This window comes from Leeia sp. (assembly GCF_041909055.1).
GTDB classification, from domain to species: Bacteria; Pseudomonadota; Gammaproteobacteria; order Burkholderiales; family Leeiaceae; genus Leeia; species Leeia aquatica.
In genome coordinates this window covers 955,865-972,618 of the sequence record NZ_JAYREC010000001.1, presented here as the reverse complement: position 1 = coordinate 972,618, position 16,754 = coordinate 955,865, and the positions used below count along the sequence as shown (strand labels likewise).

The 16,754-nt window shown below is 60.9% G+C and carries 13 protein-coding genes and 1 tRNA gene; 7 read left to right on the top strand and 7 right to left on the bottom strand.

Translation table 11 applies throughout. From position 1 onward, the window contains the following. Window positions 1-33 precede the first annotated feature (33 nt). Together ACE3O2_RS05300 and mutM are read right to left on the bottom strand one after the other, a co-directional pair. Complete coding sequence (locus ACE3O2_RS05300; RefSeq protein WP_374335389.1) at window positions 34-1,992, bottom strand: dynamin family protein; 1,959 nt, start codon at window positions 1,990-1,992, stop codon at window positions 34-36. Window positions 1,993-2,069: 77 nt separating this feature from the next. Further along, complete coding sequence (mutM, locus tag ACE3O2_RS05295; RefSeq protein WP_374335386.1) at window positions 2,070-2,927, bottom strand: bifunctional DNA-formamidopyrimidine glycosylase/DNA-(apurinic or apyrimidinic site) lyase; 858 nt, start codon at window positions 2,925-2,927, stop codon at window positions 2,070-2,072. Between the two features lie 183 nt (window positions 2,928-3,110). On the opposite strand from mutM, the gene ACE3O2_RS05290 reads away from it, so the two are divergent. The 7 genes from ACE3O2_RS05290 (at window position 3,111) to pth (ending at window position 8,704) form a co-directional block, all read left to right on the top strand. Beyond that, the gene (locus tag ACE3O2_RS05290; protein ID WP_374335384.1) at window positions 3,111-4,778 is read left to right on the top strand and encodes a tetratricopeptide repeat protein; all 1,668 of its coding nucleotides are present in this window, start codon (window positions 3,111-3,113) and stop codon (window positions 4,776-4,778) included. 4 nt (window positions 4,779-4,782) lie between these two features. Continuing rightward, window positions 4,783-5,370: a lipoprotein insertase outer membrane protein LolB gene (gene lolB, locus ACE3O2_RS05285; protein WP_374335382.1), complete on the top strand. Its 588-nt coding sequence runs from the start codon at window positions 4,783-4,785 to the stop codon at window positions 5,368-5,370. Further along, complete coding sequence (ispE, locus tag ACE3O2_RS05280) at window positions 5,334-6,218, top strand: 4-(cytidine 5'-diphospho)-2-C-methyl-D-erythritol kinase (RefSeq protein WP_374335380.1); 885 nt, start codon at window positions 5,334-5,336, stop codon at window positions 6,216-6,218. Before lolB ends, ispE begins: the two co-directional genes overlap by 37 nt. Before the next feature lie 20 nt (window positions 6,219-6,238). Further along, a tRNA-Gln gene (locus ACE3O2_RS05275) sits at window positions 6,239-6,315 on the top strand. 96 nt (window positions 6,316-6,411) lie between these two features. Continuing rightward, entirely contained in the window at window positions 6,412-7,362 is a 951-nt protein-coding gene (locus tag ACE3O2_RS05270) for a ribose-phosphate pyrophosphokinase (protein WP_168876775.1), read from the top strand. A gap of 97 nt (window positions 7,363-7,459) precedes the next feature. Then, window positions 7,460-8,047, top strand: a complete 588-nt coding sequence (locus tag ACE3O2_RS05265; protein ID WP_374335378.1) for a 50S ribosomal protein L25/general stress protein Ctc — start codon at window positions 7,460-7,462, stop codon at window positions 8,045-8,047. An 81-nt stretch (window positions 8,048-8,128) separates the two neighbouring features. Continuing rightward, entirely contained in the window at window positions 8,129-8,704 is a 576-nt protein-coding gene (pth, locus tag ACE3O2_RS05260) for an aminoacyl-tRNA hydrolase (protein WP_374335376.1), read from the top strand. 19 nt (window positions 8,705-8,723) lie between these two features. Here pth and ACE3O2_RS05255 read toward each other — a convergent pair whose 3' ends face one another. From ACE3O2_RS05255 to ACE3O2_RS05235, 5 genes are read right to left on the bottom strand one after another with little or no spacing between them, the layout of a single operon-like run. Next, a complete protein-coding gene (locus ACE3O2_RS05255) occupies window positions 8,724-10,313 on the bottom strand; it encodes an HD domain-containing phosphohydrolase (RefSeq protein ID WP_374335373.1) in 1,590 nt (529 codons plus the stop codon). Window positions 10,314-10,338: 25 nt separating this feature from the next. After that, window positions 10,339-12,705 carry an ATPase, T2SS/T4P/T4SS family gene (locus tag ACE3O2_RS05250; protein WP_374335370.1) on the bottom strand — a complete coding sequence of 789 codons (2,367 nt, stop codon included), beginning with the start codon at window positions 12,703-12,705 and terminating at the stop codon, window positions 10,339-10,341. After that, complete coding sequence (locus ACE3O2_RS05245) at window positions 12,702-13,739, bottom strand: cyclic nucleotide-binding domain-containing protein (RefSeq protein ID WP_374335368.1); 1,038 nt, start codon at window positions 13,737-13,739, stop codon at window positions 12,702-12,704. The genes ACE3O2_RS05250 and ACE3O2_RS05245 overlap by 4 nt, the downstream gene beginning before the upstream one ends. A 12-nt stretch (window positions 13,740-13,751) precedes the next feature. After that, complete coding sequence (locus ACE3O2_RS05240) at window positions 13,752-14,522, bottom strand: MBL fold metallo-hydrolase (protein ID WP_374335366.1); 771 nt, start codon at window positions 14,520-14,522, stop codon at window positions 13,752-13,754. Further along, on the bottom strand, window positions 14,519-16,750 hold the full coding sequence (locus ACE3O2_RS05235) for a CHASE2 domain-containing protein (protein WP_374335364.1): 2,232 nt from the start codon (window positions 16,748-16,750) through the stop codon (window positions 14,519-14,521). Before ACE3O2_RS05235 ends, ACE3O2_RS05240 begins: the two co-directional genes overlap by 4 nt. Window positions 16,751-16,754: the final 4 nt, after the last annotated feature.

Below are 16,754 nucleotides of genomic sequence, written 5' to 3'. Positions count from 1 at the left end.
TGGGGTGCACCTGCGGCTTGTCAATGTGCAGGGTCAGGCCGCGCGACCGACGCGCTCGCTGGCATCCTGGCTGATGGTCTGATAAATCTCGCGTGACTGGCGGTCCAGCTCAGCCAGCTGTTGTTGGATGCTGCTCTCCACCTCGTTCAGTTCGCCGATACGGGCTTCCAGGGTATCGGTAGCCTGATGAATGCGCTTGACGTTCTCCAGGCGGCGACGCAGTTGCAGCTGATGTTCCCGTACCTGGGTCTCCATCGGTGCCATGATGGCCTTCAGCCAGTTTTCCACATCACGGTTGGCGATATCGAATACATACACCACGTTGTTGGCAATGGTTTCAAAGAACTTCTGCGTCAGCGTGGCTTTGTGGGTGGTCAGCATGGTGCCGAGCCCGGAGAAGTGGGCGCGATACACCTTTTCTAGCCGATGGATTTCCTTGTGATACTTCAAGGTCGAGAACGGCGGCGGGGTTACCTTGGCCAAGCCGTGTTCCTGGCTGAATTTCTGGTACATGCCGCCCATCATGGCCTGAATCTCGGTGACCTGCTCACCGGCACGGGTGACCCGCTCGTTGATGGAGCGGAACAGCTGATTCATGGCATTGGCCAGGCCGGACGACAGCATGCTGCTTTGCATGGCTTCCCGCACCTTGCGGATTTCCTTTTTCAGGCTGTCCTTGCCCAGGTGCCCAAACAGCACATTGGTCTGCTGCGAGAAGACACTGCGCAGGGCCTGGAACTGAGCCAGACCTTTCTCGAAGCGGGCTTTCTCGGCCGCGATCTTGTCCAGCATCTGCAGGATGGTTTCGCGGTTCTTGCCTTTGAGTTCGCCCAGCTCACCCAGTTGCTCATCAATGCCGGAGCGGCGCGCATGCAGGATATGGCGCACATCCAGTACCATGCTCTCGATCTCGCCCTGAGTGGTATCACGCACGATGTCCTGCTTGGACGGGATCAGGCCATCAGCGATGGCACGTTCCAGCGCCTGCAGGCGGCTTTTGGCCAGCAGCGGGGCGTCGTCGTTGATTTTGGCGACTAGGCCTTTCTGGGCTGAAATCGGGAACACTTGCTGGGTTTTCAGCCCCAGCAGAGCGGCGGAGTCCTTCACCTGCTTGTTGATTTCGCCTTCGATTTCACTGTCGCTCTTTAGCGAATCCCACAGGCCGTCGATCTTGTTCAACACCACAATACGTCCGGTATGGTGCGCCCCGCCGGACAGGTACTCCTTCCAGATGTCGAGGTCAGATTTGGTGACACCGGTATCCGCACCCAGGATGAACACCACCGCATGGGCGGAGGGCAGCAAGGACAGCGTCAGCTCCGGTTCGGCACCGATGGCATTCAGCCCAGGCGTATCCAGAATCACCACCCCCTGCTCCAGCAGCGGATGCGGGAAATTGATGATGGCGTGGCGCCAGCACGGGATATCGGTGGTACCGTCAGCGTGTACCGTCAGCAGATTGTCCTCATCCTCTTCGTTGAACAGGCCGAAGCGCTTGGCGACATCCAGCGGAACGCGCTTGGTTTCGCCCACGCGCTGGAAGGCCGACATCATGCTTTCCGGAGAGGCCAGGTCCAACGGAATGGTGCGCCACTCGTCCGGGTAACGCTTGTACTCTGCGGTATTGGTATTGGTGCCACGGGTTTCGATGGGCAGCAGCTGAATGGCCACCGGGCGTGCCGGGTCATACATCAGCTCGGTCGGGCACATGGTGGTGCGGCCTGCGGATGAGGGCAGGATGCGCTGGCCATAGCCGGCAAAGAAGATGGCGTTGATCAGCTCGGATTTGCCGCGCGAGAACTCGGCCACAAAGGCGATATTCAGTTTGTCATCGCGCAAGCGGCCCAGCAGCTGGTCAATCCGCAAGGCCATCTGGGCGTCATGCAACTCCTGGCCCATTAACCAGCGTTGAAACTGCAGAATGGACTTGGCAATCTGTTCTCGCCATTCACTATAAGCGTGAATATCGGCAATCAGGGCGTCCTGGGTCACGGTCACTCTCCGCGCGTGTAAGGCTTTTTTGACAATTGTTGATGTTTGCATAGCCGACCATCGGCTGTAAACACCAGTCATCCCCCATTGTGCGCCGTTTGACGCATGGATTGACACTGTGCGCAGAAAAAACTGCTGCGCTGACCCAGCAGTAACTTGCTGATGGGCGTGCCGCACTGCCGGCACGGTTCGCCGGCCCGATCATAAACATTCAGCGTGAGCTGAAAATAGCCGGTGTCGCCACGGGCGTTCACATAGTCGCGCAAGGTACTGCCGCCAGAGGCCAGTGCGGCGGTCAGAACCTGCTGAACGGCCAACACCAGACGCTGCAGCGCGACAATACTCAGCTCCTGCGCCGGGGTTTGCGGATGAATCCCCGCCAGGAACAGTGCTTCTGAAGCATAGATATTGCCGACGCCAACCACCACATGATTATCCATCAACGCCAGCTTGATGGCGCTGCTGCGCCTTTGCAGCGCCTGCAGCAGATAGTCCGCGTGAAACGCTTCTGATAAGGGTTCCGGCCCCAGATCGCGAATCAAGGGGTGTTGTTGCCAGTCATCCGGTACCCACAGCAGGCAGCCAAAGCGCCGTGGATCATGGTAGCGCAGGGTAACCCCGCCGCTATCCGCCCCACCGTCCAGCTCCAGGTCCAGATGATCGTGCTTGCGCACCGGCTGCGGGTCGGTCAGCACCCGAAATGAGCCGGACATGCCCAAATGACCGAGTAGCCAGCCCTGCCCCGCGTCAAACAGCAGGTATTTGGCGCGACGCTGAATGCCGCGCAAGGTCAGTCCTGGCAGCAGGCTGGGCAAATGGTCAGGTACCGGCCAGCGCAGGCGATGTTCGCGGATGATGACCTTGCTGAATTGCCGCCCTGTCAGCAAAGGCTCAATGCCGCGGCGGGTGGTTTCGACTTCCGGTAGTTCAGGCATGTAGGGATTCCAGGTTTTGCAAAGGGTGGGCTGGCGCAGCAGCCCCTTCCTCGCCTAATATGCGTTATCACTGGGCACATCAGCAAGCGCTGAACCATTGCAGCGCCAGGTTGCCCAAGCTGCCACTACAGGCCGGAGACATCCCGGTCGCAACCCAACCCGGAAGACACAATGGCCATTGCCATGAAACGTTTGCTGCTGAGCCTTTCCCTGGCCACGATCGGCTTGCAGCCGGTGGCGGCAGAAGAGGCGGCGGAGCCGCAGGGCCTGACCCCGCAAATCCTCTATCGCTTCTTGCTGGGGGAGATTGCGCAACAGCGAGGCCAGGGCGGCGCAGCGGTCGAACTGTTTGACCTGCTGACCGAGGAAAGTGCTGACCCGGTGCTGGGGCGGCGGGCCGCGCAGCTGGCCATTGCCAACAATCGCTTCGGCGATGCCCTGCGGCTGACCGCGCGCTGGTACAACAACAGCAAGTCGCCCGAGGCGGCGGAATGGCTGGTGGCCTTGGCCCTGCGTAGCCCTGATCCGGAGCGTTCCCGTATTCCGCTGCAACAGGTGTTGACGGATGCCGGCAGCCGGCGTGACGCCTTGTGGCGATATTACGCAGAGCAATTGCCGGAAGCGGGCAGCCCGACGGCCGTTTACCCCTTGACCCGTGACCTGACCGAACCCTACAAGACCGAGGCTGGTGCCTGGTGGGTGCGTGCCAACGCGGCGGCCCAGGTCAATCGGAAGGATGAGGCGCTGGATGCGTTGGAGCAGGCGCTGCGATTGAACGACAACTTTGAAGATGCCGCAGTGCTGCGTGCGCAGCTGCGTGCCCGTAATGAGTTGGCGGAAGCCAGCAAGCAATTGCAGGCTTACGTCAGCAGCCATCCCAAAGCCATGCGGGCGCGCCTCATGCTCGCCCTCTCTCTGGCCGATCTCAAGCGGGGGCAGGAGGCGCTTGCGATGCTGCAGGCGCTACGCAAGGAGGCTCCGGAAAGCGCTGAGGTGGCTTACCAGCTGGGTCGACAGCTGGCCGGCATGGGGCAGGGCAAGGCCGCTGAAGGTGCCTTGCAAGACGCGATTCGCCTGCGCTATCGGGATACAGACACGGTATACCTGCTACTGGGGCGACTGGCAGCAGAACGAGGCGATGTGGATGCAGCCTTGCGGGCTTGGGACGAGGTTGAAGGCGGCGCGTTTCTGAGCGCACAACGCCAGGCGGCTGAACTGCTGGCGCGTAAAGGTCGACTGGCCGAGGCGCGCTCCCGCGTCAGCGAAGCCATTGCCCAGCAGCCTGCTGCGCGTCGTGATTTTCTGAGCATAGACGCACAAGTGCTTAGCCTTGCAGGGCAGCACCAGCAAGCCTACGATGTGCTGACTGAGGCCCTGCAGGGGGCAGATGAAGAGAGTGATGCGGACTTACGGCTGCAGCGCTCTTTTGTCGCCGAGAAAATGAACCGGTTGGACTGGTTGGAGCAAGACCTGCGGATCATTCTGAAGCGGCAGCCCGACAATGCCACCGCACTCAATGCGCTGGGCTACACCTTGACCGATCGCACCGATCGCCATACCGAGGCGCTGACGTTGATCAGCAAGGCGCTGGAGAAGGAGCCGGACAATCCGGCCATTCTGGACAGCATGGGCTGGGTGAAATTCAAGCTGGGGCAGCTGGCCGAGGCGACAGATTACCTGCGCACGGCCTACAGCAAACTGCAGGAGCCGGATGTTGCCGCCCATTTGGGCGAAGTGCTGTGGCTGACCGGCAAGCAAGCGGAGGCGCGTGCGCTGTTGCAGGACGCCTTGAAGAAGCATCCGGACGAGGCGGTATTGCTGGACGTGATGAAGCGTTTGCAGGTGAAGTGAGCAGATGATGCGTTGGCTGGCAGGATTGAGCCTGATCCTGGGTATTGGGCTCGCAGGTTGCAGCAGTGTGGACAGCAGCGGTCCGCCTGAGTTGGGGCAAACACAATTCACCCTGCAAGGACGGCTGGGCGTGCGCTGGCAGGGTGACAGCCAGCAGGCGCAACTGAACTGGCAACACGGCAGCACCGGGGACTGGATGACGCTGGAAGGCCCGCTGGGGCAAACCGTGGCCTCCCTGTCACGCACCGCCAGCCAGGTTGAGCTGCAAACCACCGAGGGCCGCTACGTGGCGCCCGATCCGGAAAGCCTGACCGAGAAAGTGCTGGGCTGGCGCCTGCCGCTGCAAGGCTTGAGCTACTGGGTGCAGGGCAAACTGGACCCGATGCAGGGCGGGGAGCCCGAGCGTGACGAGCAGGGGCGGCTGCAACAGCTGCAACAGCAGGACTGGCTGATCCGGGTCAGCAGTTATTTTCCGGATCACCCGACCGCCGGGGCGCTGCCACGCAAACTGAGCCTGCAGCGAGACGGACTGGAACTGCGTCTGGTGGTCGATCAATGGACCTTGCCAGATGGCACGACCCTGACACCATGATGAACGACTGGCAAGATTTTCCGGCACCGGCCAAGCTCAACTTGTTCCTGCATGTAACAGGTCGCCGACCAGATGGCTACCACCTGCTGCAGACGGCGTTTACCTTCATCGACCTGTGCGACACCATATCAATCCGGGTGAGGGCAGACGGCCAGATCCGGCGGGTGAGTGAGCTGGCGGAGGTGCCACCCGAGGCCGATCTGGTGGTGCGGGCGGCCCGCCTGCTGCAACAGGCCACCGGGTGTCCGCTGGGCGCGGACCTCCGGGTGGACAAGCAGATTCCGATGGGCGGCGGGCTGGGTGGCGGGAGTTCGGATGCGGCGACCGTGCTGCTGGCGCTCAACCACCTGTGGCAATGCAGGCTGGACCGCCCGGCACTGCAGGCGCTGGGTTTGCAGCTGGGGGCGGACGTGCCGGTGTTTGTGTTCGGGCACAGCGCCTTTGCCGAGGGGGTGGGTGAGGTGCTGCAAGCAATTGAGGTCCCCGAAGACTGGTATGTGCTGCTGCGCCCGCCAGTGCAGGTGCCTACCGCTGAAATTTTTTCGGCCCAAGACTTGACACGCAACACCAAACCCATCACAATGCCGGTCTTTCGAGATGACGCCACACGGCGCGGTCTGAGTAACGACCTGCAAAGTGTAGCCTGTCGGCTGTATCCGCAGGTGGCGACGGCGCTGGATTTTCTGCAGCAGTACGCAGAAGCCATGATGACCGGGTCGGGAGCGTGTGTGTTTGCCCGGTTTGGCAGCAAGGAAGCTGCTGAAGCAGTCCGGAAAAAAACGCCGCAAGGATTGCAAGCTTGGGTAGTGCGTGGCTATAATGTGCACCCGCTACGCAAGCTGAACTGAGTAGTGCAAAGTAAGGCAATTGGGGAGTCGCCAAGTTGGTTAAGGCACCGGATTTTGATTCCGGCATGCGTAGGTTCGAATCCTACCTCCTCAGCCACGAATTTAGAGCTAGAATGAAAGCGTGCACCCTGAAGGTGCACGCTTTTTGTTTGTCCGGGTAGCCCCCACAGCTGCGATCGGCGGAGCGATGAAGATGGCCTACAACAATCTCATGGTGTTTACGGGCAATGCCAATCCGGCATTGGCGGAAGAAGTCGTTCACCATCTCGATATCCCGATGGGGCACGCCACGGTAGGTCGGTTTTCCGACGGTGAGGTGACCGTTGAATTGCTGGAGAATGTGCGCGGGCGTGATGTGTTCGTGCTGCAATCCACCTGCGAGCCCACCAACGACAACCTGATGGAAGTGCTGCTGATGGTAGACGCGCTCAAGCGCGCATCTGCCGGGCGCATTACCGCTGCCATCCCTTATTTTGGCTACGCCCGGCAGGATCGCCGCCCGCGCTCGGTGCGCGTGCCGATTTCGGCCAAGGTGGTCGCCAACATGCTGATTTCGGCAGGGGTGGACCGGGTGCTGACCGTTGACCTGCATGCCGATCAGATCCAGGGCTTCTTTGACATCCCTGTGGACAATATCTACGCCACCCCGGTGCTGCTGGAAGACCTGCTGCAAAAGAACTATCCGAACCTGATGGTGGTGTCGCCGGATGTGGGTGGCGTGTTGCGTGCTCGTGCCATGGCCAAGCTGCTGAATTCGGACTTGGCCATCATCGACAAGCGTCGCCCCAAGGCCAATGTGGCCGAGGTGATGAACATCATCGGTGATGTGGAAGGCCGTACCTGCGTGATCATGGATGACATGGTCGATACCGCCAACACCCTGTGCAAGGCAGCGGAAGCGCTGAAGCAGCAAGGTGCGGACAAGGTGCTGGCCTACGCTACCCACCCGGTGCTGTCCGGCCCGGCGGTGGAGCGGATTGCGCAGAGCGCACTCGATGAACTGGTGGTGACCAACACCATCCCGCTGTCCCCGCAAGCGCTGGCCTGTGGCAAGATTCGCACCTTGTCGATTGCCAAGCTGATGGCCAAGACCATCAAGCGGATCAGCAACGAAGATTCCGTCAGTTCGCTGTTTGCTGAATAAGCATTAGCGGACGGATAGCGGGGGCCTAGGCCCCCACCCGTCACCCGTCTGGTCGCGGAGGGGTGGCGGTTTTTGTTTTTAACCAGAAAGGTTGATCATGAAAATCGAAGTTATTGCACAAAGCCGTGCGAAGCAAGGTTCGGGTGCGAGCCGCCGCCTGCGTCACGCTGGCAAGGTGCCGGGTATCGTTTATGGTGGCAATGTGGCCCCGTTGGTGATCGAGCTGGATCACAACAACCTGTTCCACGCCATGCGTAACGAGGCATTCCACTCCTCCATCCTGGATCTGGTGGTGGATGGCAAGGCAGAGAAAGTGCTGCTGCGCGCAACCCAATGGCACGCATACAAGCAACAAATCCAGCATGTGGACTTCCAGCGTGTGGCCGCTGACCAGAAGCTGCACATGAAGGTGCCGCTGCACTTCGTTAACGGCGAAATTGCCCCGGGCGTGAAGCTGGGCGGCGGTATCGTCAACCACATCCTGACCGAAGTGGACGTGTCCTGCCTGCCGGGCGATCTGCCGGAATTCATCGAAGTGGACCTGTCCAAGCTGGCCGCAGGCGCTGCAGTGCACTTGTCCGAGCTGAAGCTGCCGAAGGGCGTGGAGCTGGTATCCCTGGGCCGTGGTGAAGACCTGGCTGTGGCCGCCATTGCCGCTGTACGCGGCGGCGGTAGCGCCGAGTAATACCGGCTGACGGTATCCCCGTCGCCTCACCCGCCCCTCGGCATGGCTGACGGGCGGGTTTTTCTTTTGCAGAGGGTCTAAATGACAATCCGCTTGATGGTGGGGCTGGGTAACCCCGGCGCTGAGTATGAGACCACCCGGCACAATGCCGGTTTCTGGTGGGTGGAGCGGGTGGCGCGGCAATGGGGGGTCAATCTGCGGCTGGAAGGCAAGTTCCATGGCTATGCCGGGCGTGCCTCGGGCCAGCCGGAGTGCTGGCTGTTGCTGCCGCAAACCTTCATGAACCGTAGCGGTCAGTCGGTGGCGGCGCTGGCACGCTTCTACAAGATCGAGCCTGCCGAGATCCTGGTGATCCATGATGAGCTGGACCTGCCGCCCGGCGGTGTCAAACTCAAGCGAGGGGGCGGCCATGGCGGGCATAACGGGCTGCGGGACATCATCGCCCATCTGGGCACGCCCGATTTCTGGAGGCTGCGGCTGGGTATTGGTCACCCCGGTGAGCGGGCAGAGGTGGTGAACTTTGTACTGAAAGCACCTACCCTGAACGAGCAGATTGAGATTGACCGCAGTATCGACCAGAGCCTGCAGCGGCTGGATGAGCTCAGGGCGGGCAAGATGGAAGCGGCGATGCTGGCGCTGCACACCAAGCCGCGCTGATACTAGGGCAGGCCGCTGCCTAGCAGCGACTGCCGGACCAGCCGGGTATGCTGGCCGGGTCGACATGGTCTAGCTGGCTGGGCTCCAGAAACTGCTCCGCGTAGCGCAGGTACACCCGCTCACGCATGAAGACATCGAACAAATCATTGTCGATATGCTGGTCCCGTGCCATGCGGCCCAGAATGGTCAGCGACTCGGACAAGGGCTTGCCGGGTTTATAGGGACGATCCCGCGCGGTGAGCGCCTCAAAAATATCGGCAATGCCCATGATGCGAGCCTGAACACTCATCTGCTCACGGGTCAGCCCGCGCGGGTAGCCGCGCCCATCCATCCGCTCATGGTGACCGCCTGCATATTCTGGTACCCGCGCCAGATGCGCAGGCCACGGCAAGGCCTCCAGCAAGCGGATGGTCATCACGATGTGGTGGTTGATGATGTTGCGTTCCGCCTCATTCAACGTGCCACGGCGTACCGACAGGTTTGTCAGTTCGTCCGAGCTGAGGAAGGTCTGTTCCTTGCCATCATGGTCACGCCACGGCATGGCGGCAATGGTCTCAACGGCGCGCAGATGGGCCTCATCCATGTATTCGCCGCCGATATTCGTGGCTCGCAGCAGCTCCCGGTCGTTTTCCAGCTGATGAATGCGCGCAGTGTAAGCGGCCTCGTCCATCTCCCCTTTCAGACGGGCGATCTCGGCATCGCGGAATAGCACCTCAAAGCGGGTATCGACCAAGGCGATGCGGTCGAATATGGTCTCCAGCTTGGTGGCTTTGTCCACCACATGCACCGGGGTGGTGATCTTGCCACAGTCGTGCAACAGCCCGGCAATCTTCAGCTCGTAGCGATCCTGCTCGCTCATACGGAAGTCGGCCAGCGGGCCACTGTTGACCTGGTGGGCCGCGTCGGCCAACATCATGGTCAACAAGGGGACCCGCTCACAATGCCCCCCGGTATAGGGTGACTTTTCGTCAATGGCGGCGTTGATCAGGTTGATCAAGGCTTCAAACAGCTGCTCCAGCTGCTGGATCAGCAGCCGGTTGTTCAGGGCAATCGCGGCCTGGGACGCCAGGGACTCCACCAGTTGCTGGTCTTCAGGGGTAAAGCTGCGTATCTGTCCGGTCTCATCCTGCGCATTGATCAATTGCAACACACCGATGATGCTGCCATCGTGGCTTTTCATCGGCACGGTGAGGAAGGACTGTGAGCGGTAACCAGTGCGGGCATCAAAGGCACGGGTACCGGAGAAATCAAAGCCTTCGGCACTGTAGGCATCGGCGATGTTGACGGTCTGCCCGCTCAGGGCCGCATGGGCGACCACCATATGCTGGTTGGGGCGACCATCGGCCAGCTGCAAGGGAATCGGTGGGAAGGGGATGGCAGTGCCGGTAGTTCCCCCCATGGCAAAACCGAGACTGTCGTTGCGCAGTGCTTCGAACTGCAATGCCCCATTGACCATGCGGTACAGGGTGCCACCATCCGCATGGGCAAAGTCTTTGGCGGCCAGCAGGATGGCCTCCAGCAGGCGGGGTAAATCGGTCTCGGCGGACAAGGCACGGCCTATCGCGTTCAGCTTGTCCAGCCGGGCCAGAATGTCGAGGGCGGGACTCATGGCCACGCCCCTGACGTATCGCCATTCATTTGATGCAGACTGCCCGTACTTGCAGCATGTCAGTATCTCCTTGTAGCACTTTCTCGATACCGTCCTGTTTCAGCGTGCGCATGCCTTCATTCAGGGCAATGGCCAGCAATTCGGCCACCCGGGCGTGTTCCTGAATGGCTTTCTTGCTGGCATCGCTGCCTACCAGCAGCTCGTGCAAGCCCAGCCGCCCCTTGTAGCCGCTGTCCAGGCAGTGGTCACAGCCCTTGGCGCGATACAGGGTGAACTCACCCTTGGCATTGGCAAAGCGCTTGACCCAATCCCGGTAAATACCTTCAAAGGCGGCCTTCGGGTCACGCTGCCACTGCACGGTGGCTTTCAATTCCTCGCAGTACTCATTGAGCAGGCGGGAAATCTCTTCCTTGCCGGGGGTGTAGGCTTCCTTGCACTTAGAGCATAGACGTTTGGCCAGCCGTTGCGCCAGAATACCGAGCAGGGCATCGGCAAAATTGAAGGGGTCCATGCCCATGTCGAGCAGACGGATGATGGATTCCGGTGCACTGTTGGTATGCAGGGTGGACAGCACCAGATGGCCAGTGAGTGACGCTTCAATGCCGATGGCGGTGGTGTCGCGGTCGCGCATTTCGCCCACCATGATCACGTCCGGGTCGGCACGGAGGAAGGATTTCATCGCCGAGGCAAAATTGAGCCCGGCCTTGGGATTCATCTGCACCTGCCGCAGGCCCTTCTGCGTGATTTCCACCGGATCTTCTGCGGTCCAGATTTTGGTTTCTGAGGTATTGAGAAACTTCAGCACCGAGTGCAGGGTGGTGGTTTTGCCCGAGCCGGTGGGGCCGCAGACAAAGAACAGGCCATAAGGCTTGCTGACCACGTTTTCCAGCTGGCTGCGGTTGTAGGGCGAGAGGCCCAGCTTGTCGAGCGGAATCGGCTCCCCGGCGGCCAGAATCCGCATCACCACATCTTCCAGCCCACCCGCTGTAGGTACGGTGGCGACCCGCAATTCGATATCCAGCGGGCCATATTTCTTGAACTTGATCTTGCCATCCTGTGGCTTGCGCTTCTCGGAGATGTCGAGGTCGCACATGATCTTGATGCGGGTGACCAGCGGATCACGGTAGCTGGAGGGGACTTCAATATACGGTACCAAGGTGCCGTCACGGCGGAAGCGGACTTCGGTCTTGTTCTTGCCGGGGTAGGGCTCAATGTGAATGTCACTGGCACCTTGCTGGTAGGCGTCCATGATGATCTTGTTCACCAGCTTGACCAGCTCGTTGTCCTGCGCGGCGCTCAGCTCCTCGGCGGTCGGGCCGCTGTCGTGGACCGGCTCGTCTTCCATATCCGACAGGATGTCACTGATCGAGCCGCTGCCACTGCCGTAAAAAGCCTGTACCGTCTGGTTGAACTCAAGGTGGGTGGTGACGGCATACTGCAGTTTGTACTGACTGAACAGCTCTTGCGCCAGCCGACCGGCCTTCACCTGCTCCGGGTCCATGGTCAGGATCAGCAGGCCTTCCTTACTGTCCTCCAGCGGCAACCAGCCCTTTTCTTCAACGAACTCCTGCTTCAGGTTGCGCAACAGCTCAATGGGCTTGAGCCGGTCTGCCTTGAAGCCGACATAAGGCACCTGATAGAAGCGGGACAGCGCCTGCCCCAAGGCATCTACCTTGACCTGAAACTCGCTCAGCAGCACGCTTTCCAAATCCAGGTTCTTGCGGCGGGCTGAGCGCCCGGCCAGCTCCAGCTCCGGAGCGGACAGAATGCCATCCACCACCAGGTGGTCGTAGCGTGAGCGTGGAATGAACGGTGCACCAGACTGGCGCTGCCGCAGCGCAATGGCCAGTGTCTTGCACAGCTCGATGGCCCCCTCCAGCACCAGAAGCGAGAAGGGCTGATCATCGCGCTGATTGATCAGTTGCAGCACACCAATCAGGTTGTTGTCACGCTCATCCAGAATCGGGCAGACCAGTACTTGCTTGGTCCGGTAGCCGGTGCGCTTGTCTACTTCGGCCAGGAAACGCAGCTCGGCACTGTAGCGGGCCAGCTCTTCCTGATTGTAGACATCGGCAATGTTGAGCCTTTGCTTGTGCAGGGCGCAGTAGCCCGCCACGCTTTGCTCGGTAATCGGCAAGCGGATGTCGCGGAAGGAGTTCAGCCCGGTCTTGACCTTGGACACGATGGAGGATTTGTCTTCGCTGATCACATAAATGGTCAGCCGGTCGGCCTCAAACTGACTGCAAATCTCACCGGACAGCTCCAGCATCAGCTCGTCGATATTCTGCGTGGCGTGGATGCGGTTGATGACATGTTGCAGATTGCGATGGAAGGTCAGGCGGTCGCGCACGTCGACCATCTGGGTCAAACCCTCGGTGCTGTTTGGATTCATGATTGGGTGGGTTCCGGTAGGGCGGACAAGGCTTGCAGACCACCGCGCAGCGCGCTGACCTGATAGCCATTCTGTGCCAGCAAGAAGGCTGCTGCCGCAGCACGGCGGCCGCTATCGCAATAGCACAGGTAGCGGCGTTCACGGGACAGCACATCGACCGCGTTGCGAATCTCGTTGAGCGGTATATTGAAGGCGCCGTCCAGCCGGTTGTGCTGATACTCGGAGGGGAAGCGCACGTCCAGCCAGGTGGCGCCTTGTTGCGCGGCCTGTTGCGCGGTAGTGGCATCCACCTCATTCAGCAGTGGCTGTTTGAGCAAGGTGCTGAAATCCTGCTTGGACAAGCGGTGCAGAATGCTGTGACGCGTCAGGGTGACCGTGGCGTTGCGCGGATTATCCGACACCAGCGCCTCTTCGCCAAAGGCTGCACCAGGGCCCACTTCGGCCAGCTTCTGCTGGGTGCCACCCACCTGGCGGGTGATGGTGGCGGCACCCTGCTCCAGCAAGTAGTAATAGTCCCCGGCATCACCTTCCCGGATCAGCACGGTACCCGCTGCACACTCAATTCGCTGCAGGTGCGCCAGCAGGCTGCGATACTGTGCAGGTTTCAGGGCCGCCAGCGCGCCAAAGCGCAGGCTGTCGGCGCTGACCATGTGGTGCGGGTCCGATTGTAATGCTTCGTCTTGGGTGAGTTGGTCCCAGGTCAGCAGGATGTCGAGCAAATCACTGTCGATACGCAGCAGCGCAATCTCGTCAATGGCGGTGGCGCGCAGAATGGGAGCCTTGAGCGGCAGGGTCGGGATCGCCCCATCCTCAGCCGGGCTGAACACCTGCGTATGACCATCGCCAAAGCTGATCGACAGTCGTCCACCCAGCAGCCAGACCGTTTTCTGGCGGGTATCATCCATGCGGAAAGGGTCATGCCCGGGCGGGATGCGCTCGACAAAGCAGAAACCGCGCAGCTCTTCCAGGCGTTCCGGCGACAGCGAGGCCACCGGGTGCAGGCGCTGCAGCAAGGCAGTAGTAGGCGTACTCATGGCAAGGGTCCGTTACAGGCTGAACACATGGCCGGCCTGCAGCATGCGCGGCTGCCAGCGGGCTGCCAGCGCATGAATTTCCTGCATGGTCAGTTCCAGCTCGCCTGGCTTCAAATGGGTGATGTAGAGCTCAACCGGAAGTTGCAGGCAGGCCAGTTGTTCAGCCAGCGTATCCGGACTCAGGTGTTTCGACAAGCGGGCCAACTCCGCCTCGCGTACACAAAATGCGGTTTCCATGATCAGGTATCGGAGGTCTGGCAAGGTATTGACCGCACGCCAGAATGCCTCCCCGCCTACCGTGTCACCGCTGAAGACCCAGCTGCCTTTGCTGCAGCGGAGGGCGTAGGCGACAGCCGGCACCGTATGTTCGGCGGGCAAGACTTGCAACCGGGCATGCCGTCCCAAGGCGATGGTTTGCCCCAGCTGGATCGGCGTAAAGCGTAGGAAAGGGTGTTGCGGGTCGGGTATCTGGCTGAAATCCGGCCACACCTGCCAGTTAAAGATGTGCTGCTGCAGGATGGCAATGGTCTCGGTGGTCGCCAGCACTTCCAGCGGCTGGTTGCGCATGGCGCCGACCGAGTCCAGCATCAGCGGCAGCATGGCGATATGGTCAAGGTGGCTGTGGGTGAGGAAGACCCGGTCCACCAGGGCCAGCTCTGCCAGGCTGAGGTCGGCCACGCCGGTCCCGGCGTCGATCAGCACATGTTGGTCGACCAGAAAAGAAGTGGTGCGTAGCGGGCCACCAATGCCGCCGCTGCAACCGAGGACACGGATTTCCGTCATTTGCTGTCCATCTGGCTGACCCCGTCCCAGTCGGGTGCGGGGGGCTGTTTGCGGTAATGTGCAATGCGCTGCAGAAACAAGGCATACAGGGTACTGTCGGGCTCCGCTTGCTGCAGGCTCAGCAATTGCAGCTCGGCCATGTCCCAGTTCTGTTCACGGTAGTGCCGCAGCGCCTGCTGGAAGAGCTGCACCGCGCGGGTTTGCTCCGTGCTGGCTTCGCTGGCCAGGCATACCGGCTGGTAAATGGTAACCGGCTCATCCTTGCCTTTGACCCGCACATGATCCAGCTCGCGGTAGAGGAATTCTTTGCGGGTCGCATTGCGGGTCAGCTCACCGACAATGATGTCCACCCCATACAGGCGGGTCAGGCTTTCCAGCCGGGCGGCCGTGTTGACCGCATCCCCCATCACGGTATACGCCTTGCGGTACTGTGATCCCATGTCGCCCACCGTCATGCGGCCGGAATTGATGCCGATGCCGATGACCAATTCGGGCAGGCCGCGCTCGGCAAAACGCGGGGCCAGCTGTCGCATCACCTTCTGCATGTCCAGTGCCGACAAGATGGCGCTGCGGGCATGGTCCGGGTCGGCCACCGGGGCCCCCCAGAAGGCCATGATGCAGTCACCCATATACTTGTCGATGGTACCCAGGTGCTGCTGGCGGATGACGGTAGACAGCTCGGTCAGAAACTCGTTGATCAGGCTGGTGAGCTGCTGCGGGTCCAACTGCTCGGCAATGCTGGTAAAGCCCTGCACATCGGAGAACAACACGGTTAGCTCACGACTATCGCCTTCCATGGTGTACTTTTCCGGATCGGCACTCATCTTTTCCACCAGCTCGGGCGGCACATACTGGCCGAAGACACCGGCCAGCTGGCGCTTGCTGCGGGATTCAAAGAAGTAACCGTAGGTCATGTGGATGATGAAGAAGGCCGCGATCAGGGCCAGACTGGCTGCCAGCGGCATGTCCACATATTCCTGTCGCCACAGCCACAGATTGCCACCCAGCACCAGCAAGACCGCCAGCAGACAGGTCAGCGCGGCCTTCAACGGCTTGGCCCGGATCAGGATCAACAGCAATACGATGCCGAGTATCAGCAACAGTAAGACTTCGGCGCCCAGCAGATAAGTGGGATGGGCCGGGAAACGATTGTCGAGCATGCCTGCCAGCAGGTTGGCGTGGACTTCCACACCGGGGTAGACGGCGCTGAACGGGGTGGAGCGCAAGTCCATCAGGCCTGGCGCGGTGGTGCCGACCAGCACGATGCGTCCCTGCAGCGCGGAAAGCGGCACGCGCTTGGCCAGCACATCGCTGATCGACAGGTAAGGAAAGCTACCGGCGGGTCCCCGATAGGGCACGCGGGCTGCCAATTCGGTATCAATCGGAATGCGGGCATCACCCACCCGCAGGTAATCAATGGCCGCATAGTTGTCACTACCCACCCCGGCGGGTTTTTCCAGTAGCACCGGGGGTTGACCGTTGAGGCTGCGATACATGGCCAGAGACAGCGGCTCGTAATAGTGCCCATTGAAGCCAGACAGCATGGCCACCCGGCGGGTGACGCCATCCAGGTCCGGTATCGGGTTGAAATGCCCGGCACTGCGTGCCGCCTTCTGCAGGATGGGTAGATTGGCACCAAAGCCGATGGCCTGCTGGGCGCCTTGCAAGTTGGAGGGGGGCAGTTGCCCAGCATCCATCACTGGCGGGGGCAACTGGCCACTTTGCTGTTCGCTGTCGCCGCTCAGGTAATAGCCCAGCACGGTAGGGCGACCGGACAGGCTGCGGGCAAAGCGGGCATCATAGTCCAGTGTCGGGGTCAGCTGCTGCAGGGCGGCCTGATAGTCCGGATTGTTGGCCAGCGTACCTTTCGCCAGCTGTTGCAGCGCGGGCAAACCCGAGCTGTGGTCGGGCTCGGCAAACACCACGTCAAAGCCCACCAGTTTGATGTGATAGTGCTGGAACAGCACGTCCATCAGCTCTGCCAGTCGATGGCGGGACCACGGCCAGCGTCCGACCTCGGCCAGGCTCTTCTCGTCAATGTCGAGGATGACGATGCGCGGATCGACCTTGTCCTGCCGCGTCAGGTTGAGACGCATGTCGTAGAGCTGGTACTCCAGCCGGGTCAAGGGCTCGCTGTGCCAGATGCCGACCACATGCAACAGCAGCGCCACCTGCACCAGAATACTGAGCAGCAAGGGCCAGCGGTAGCGTTTCAGCGCCTCCAGCATGGTG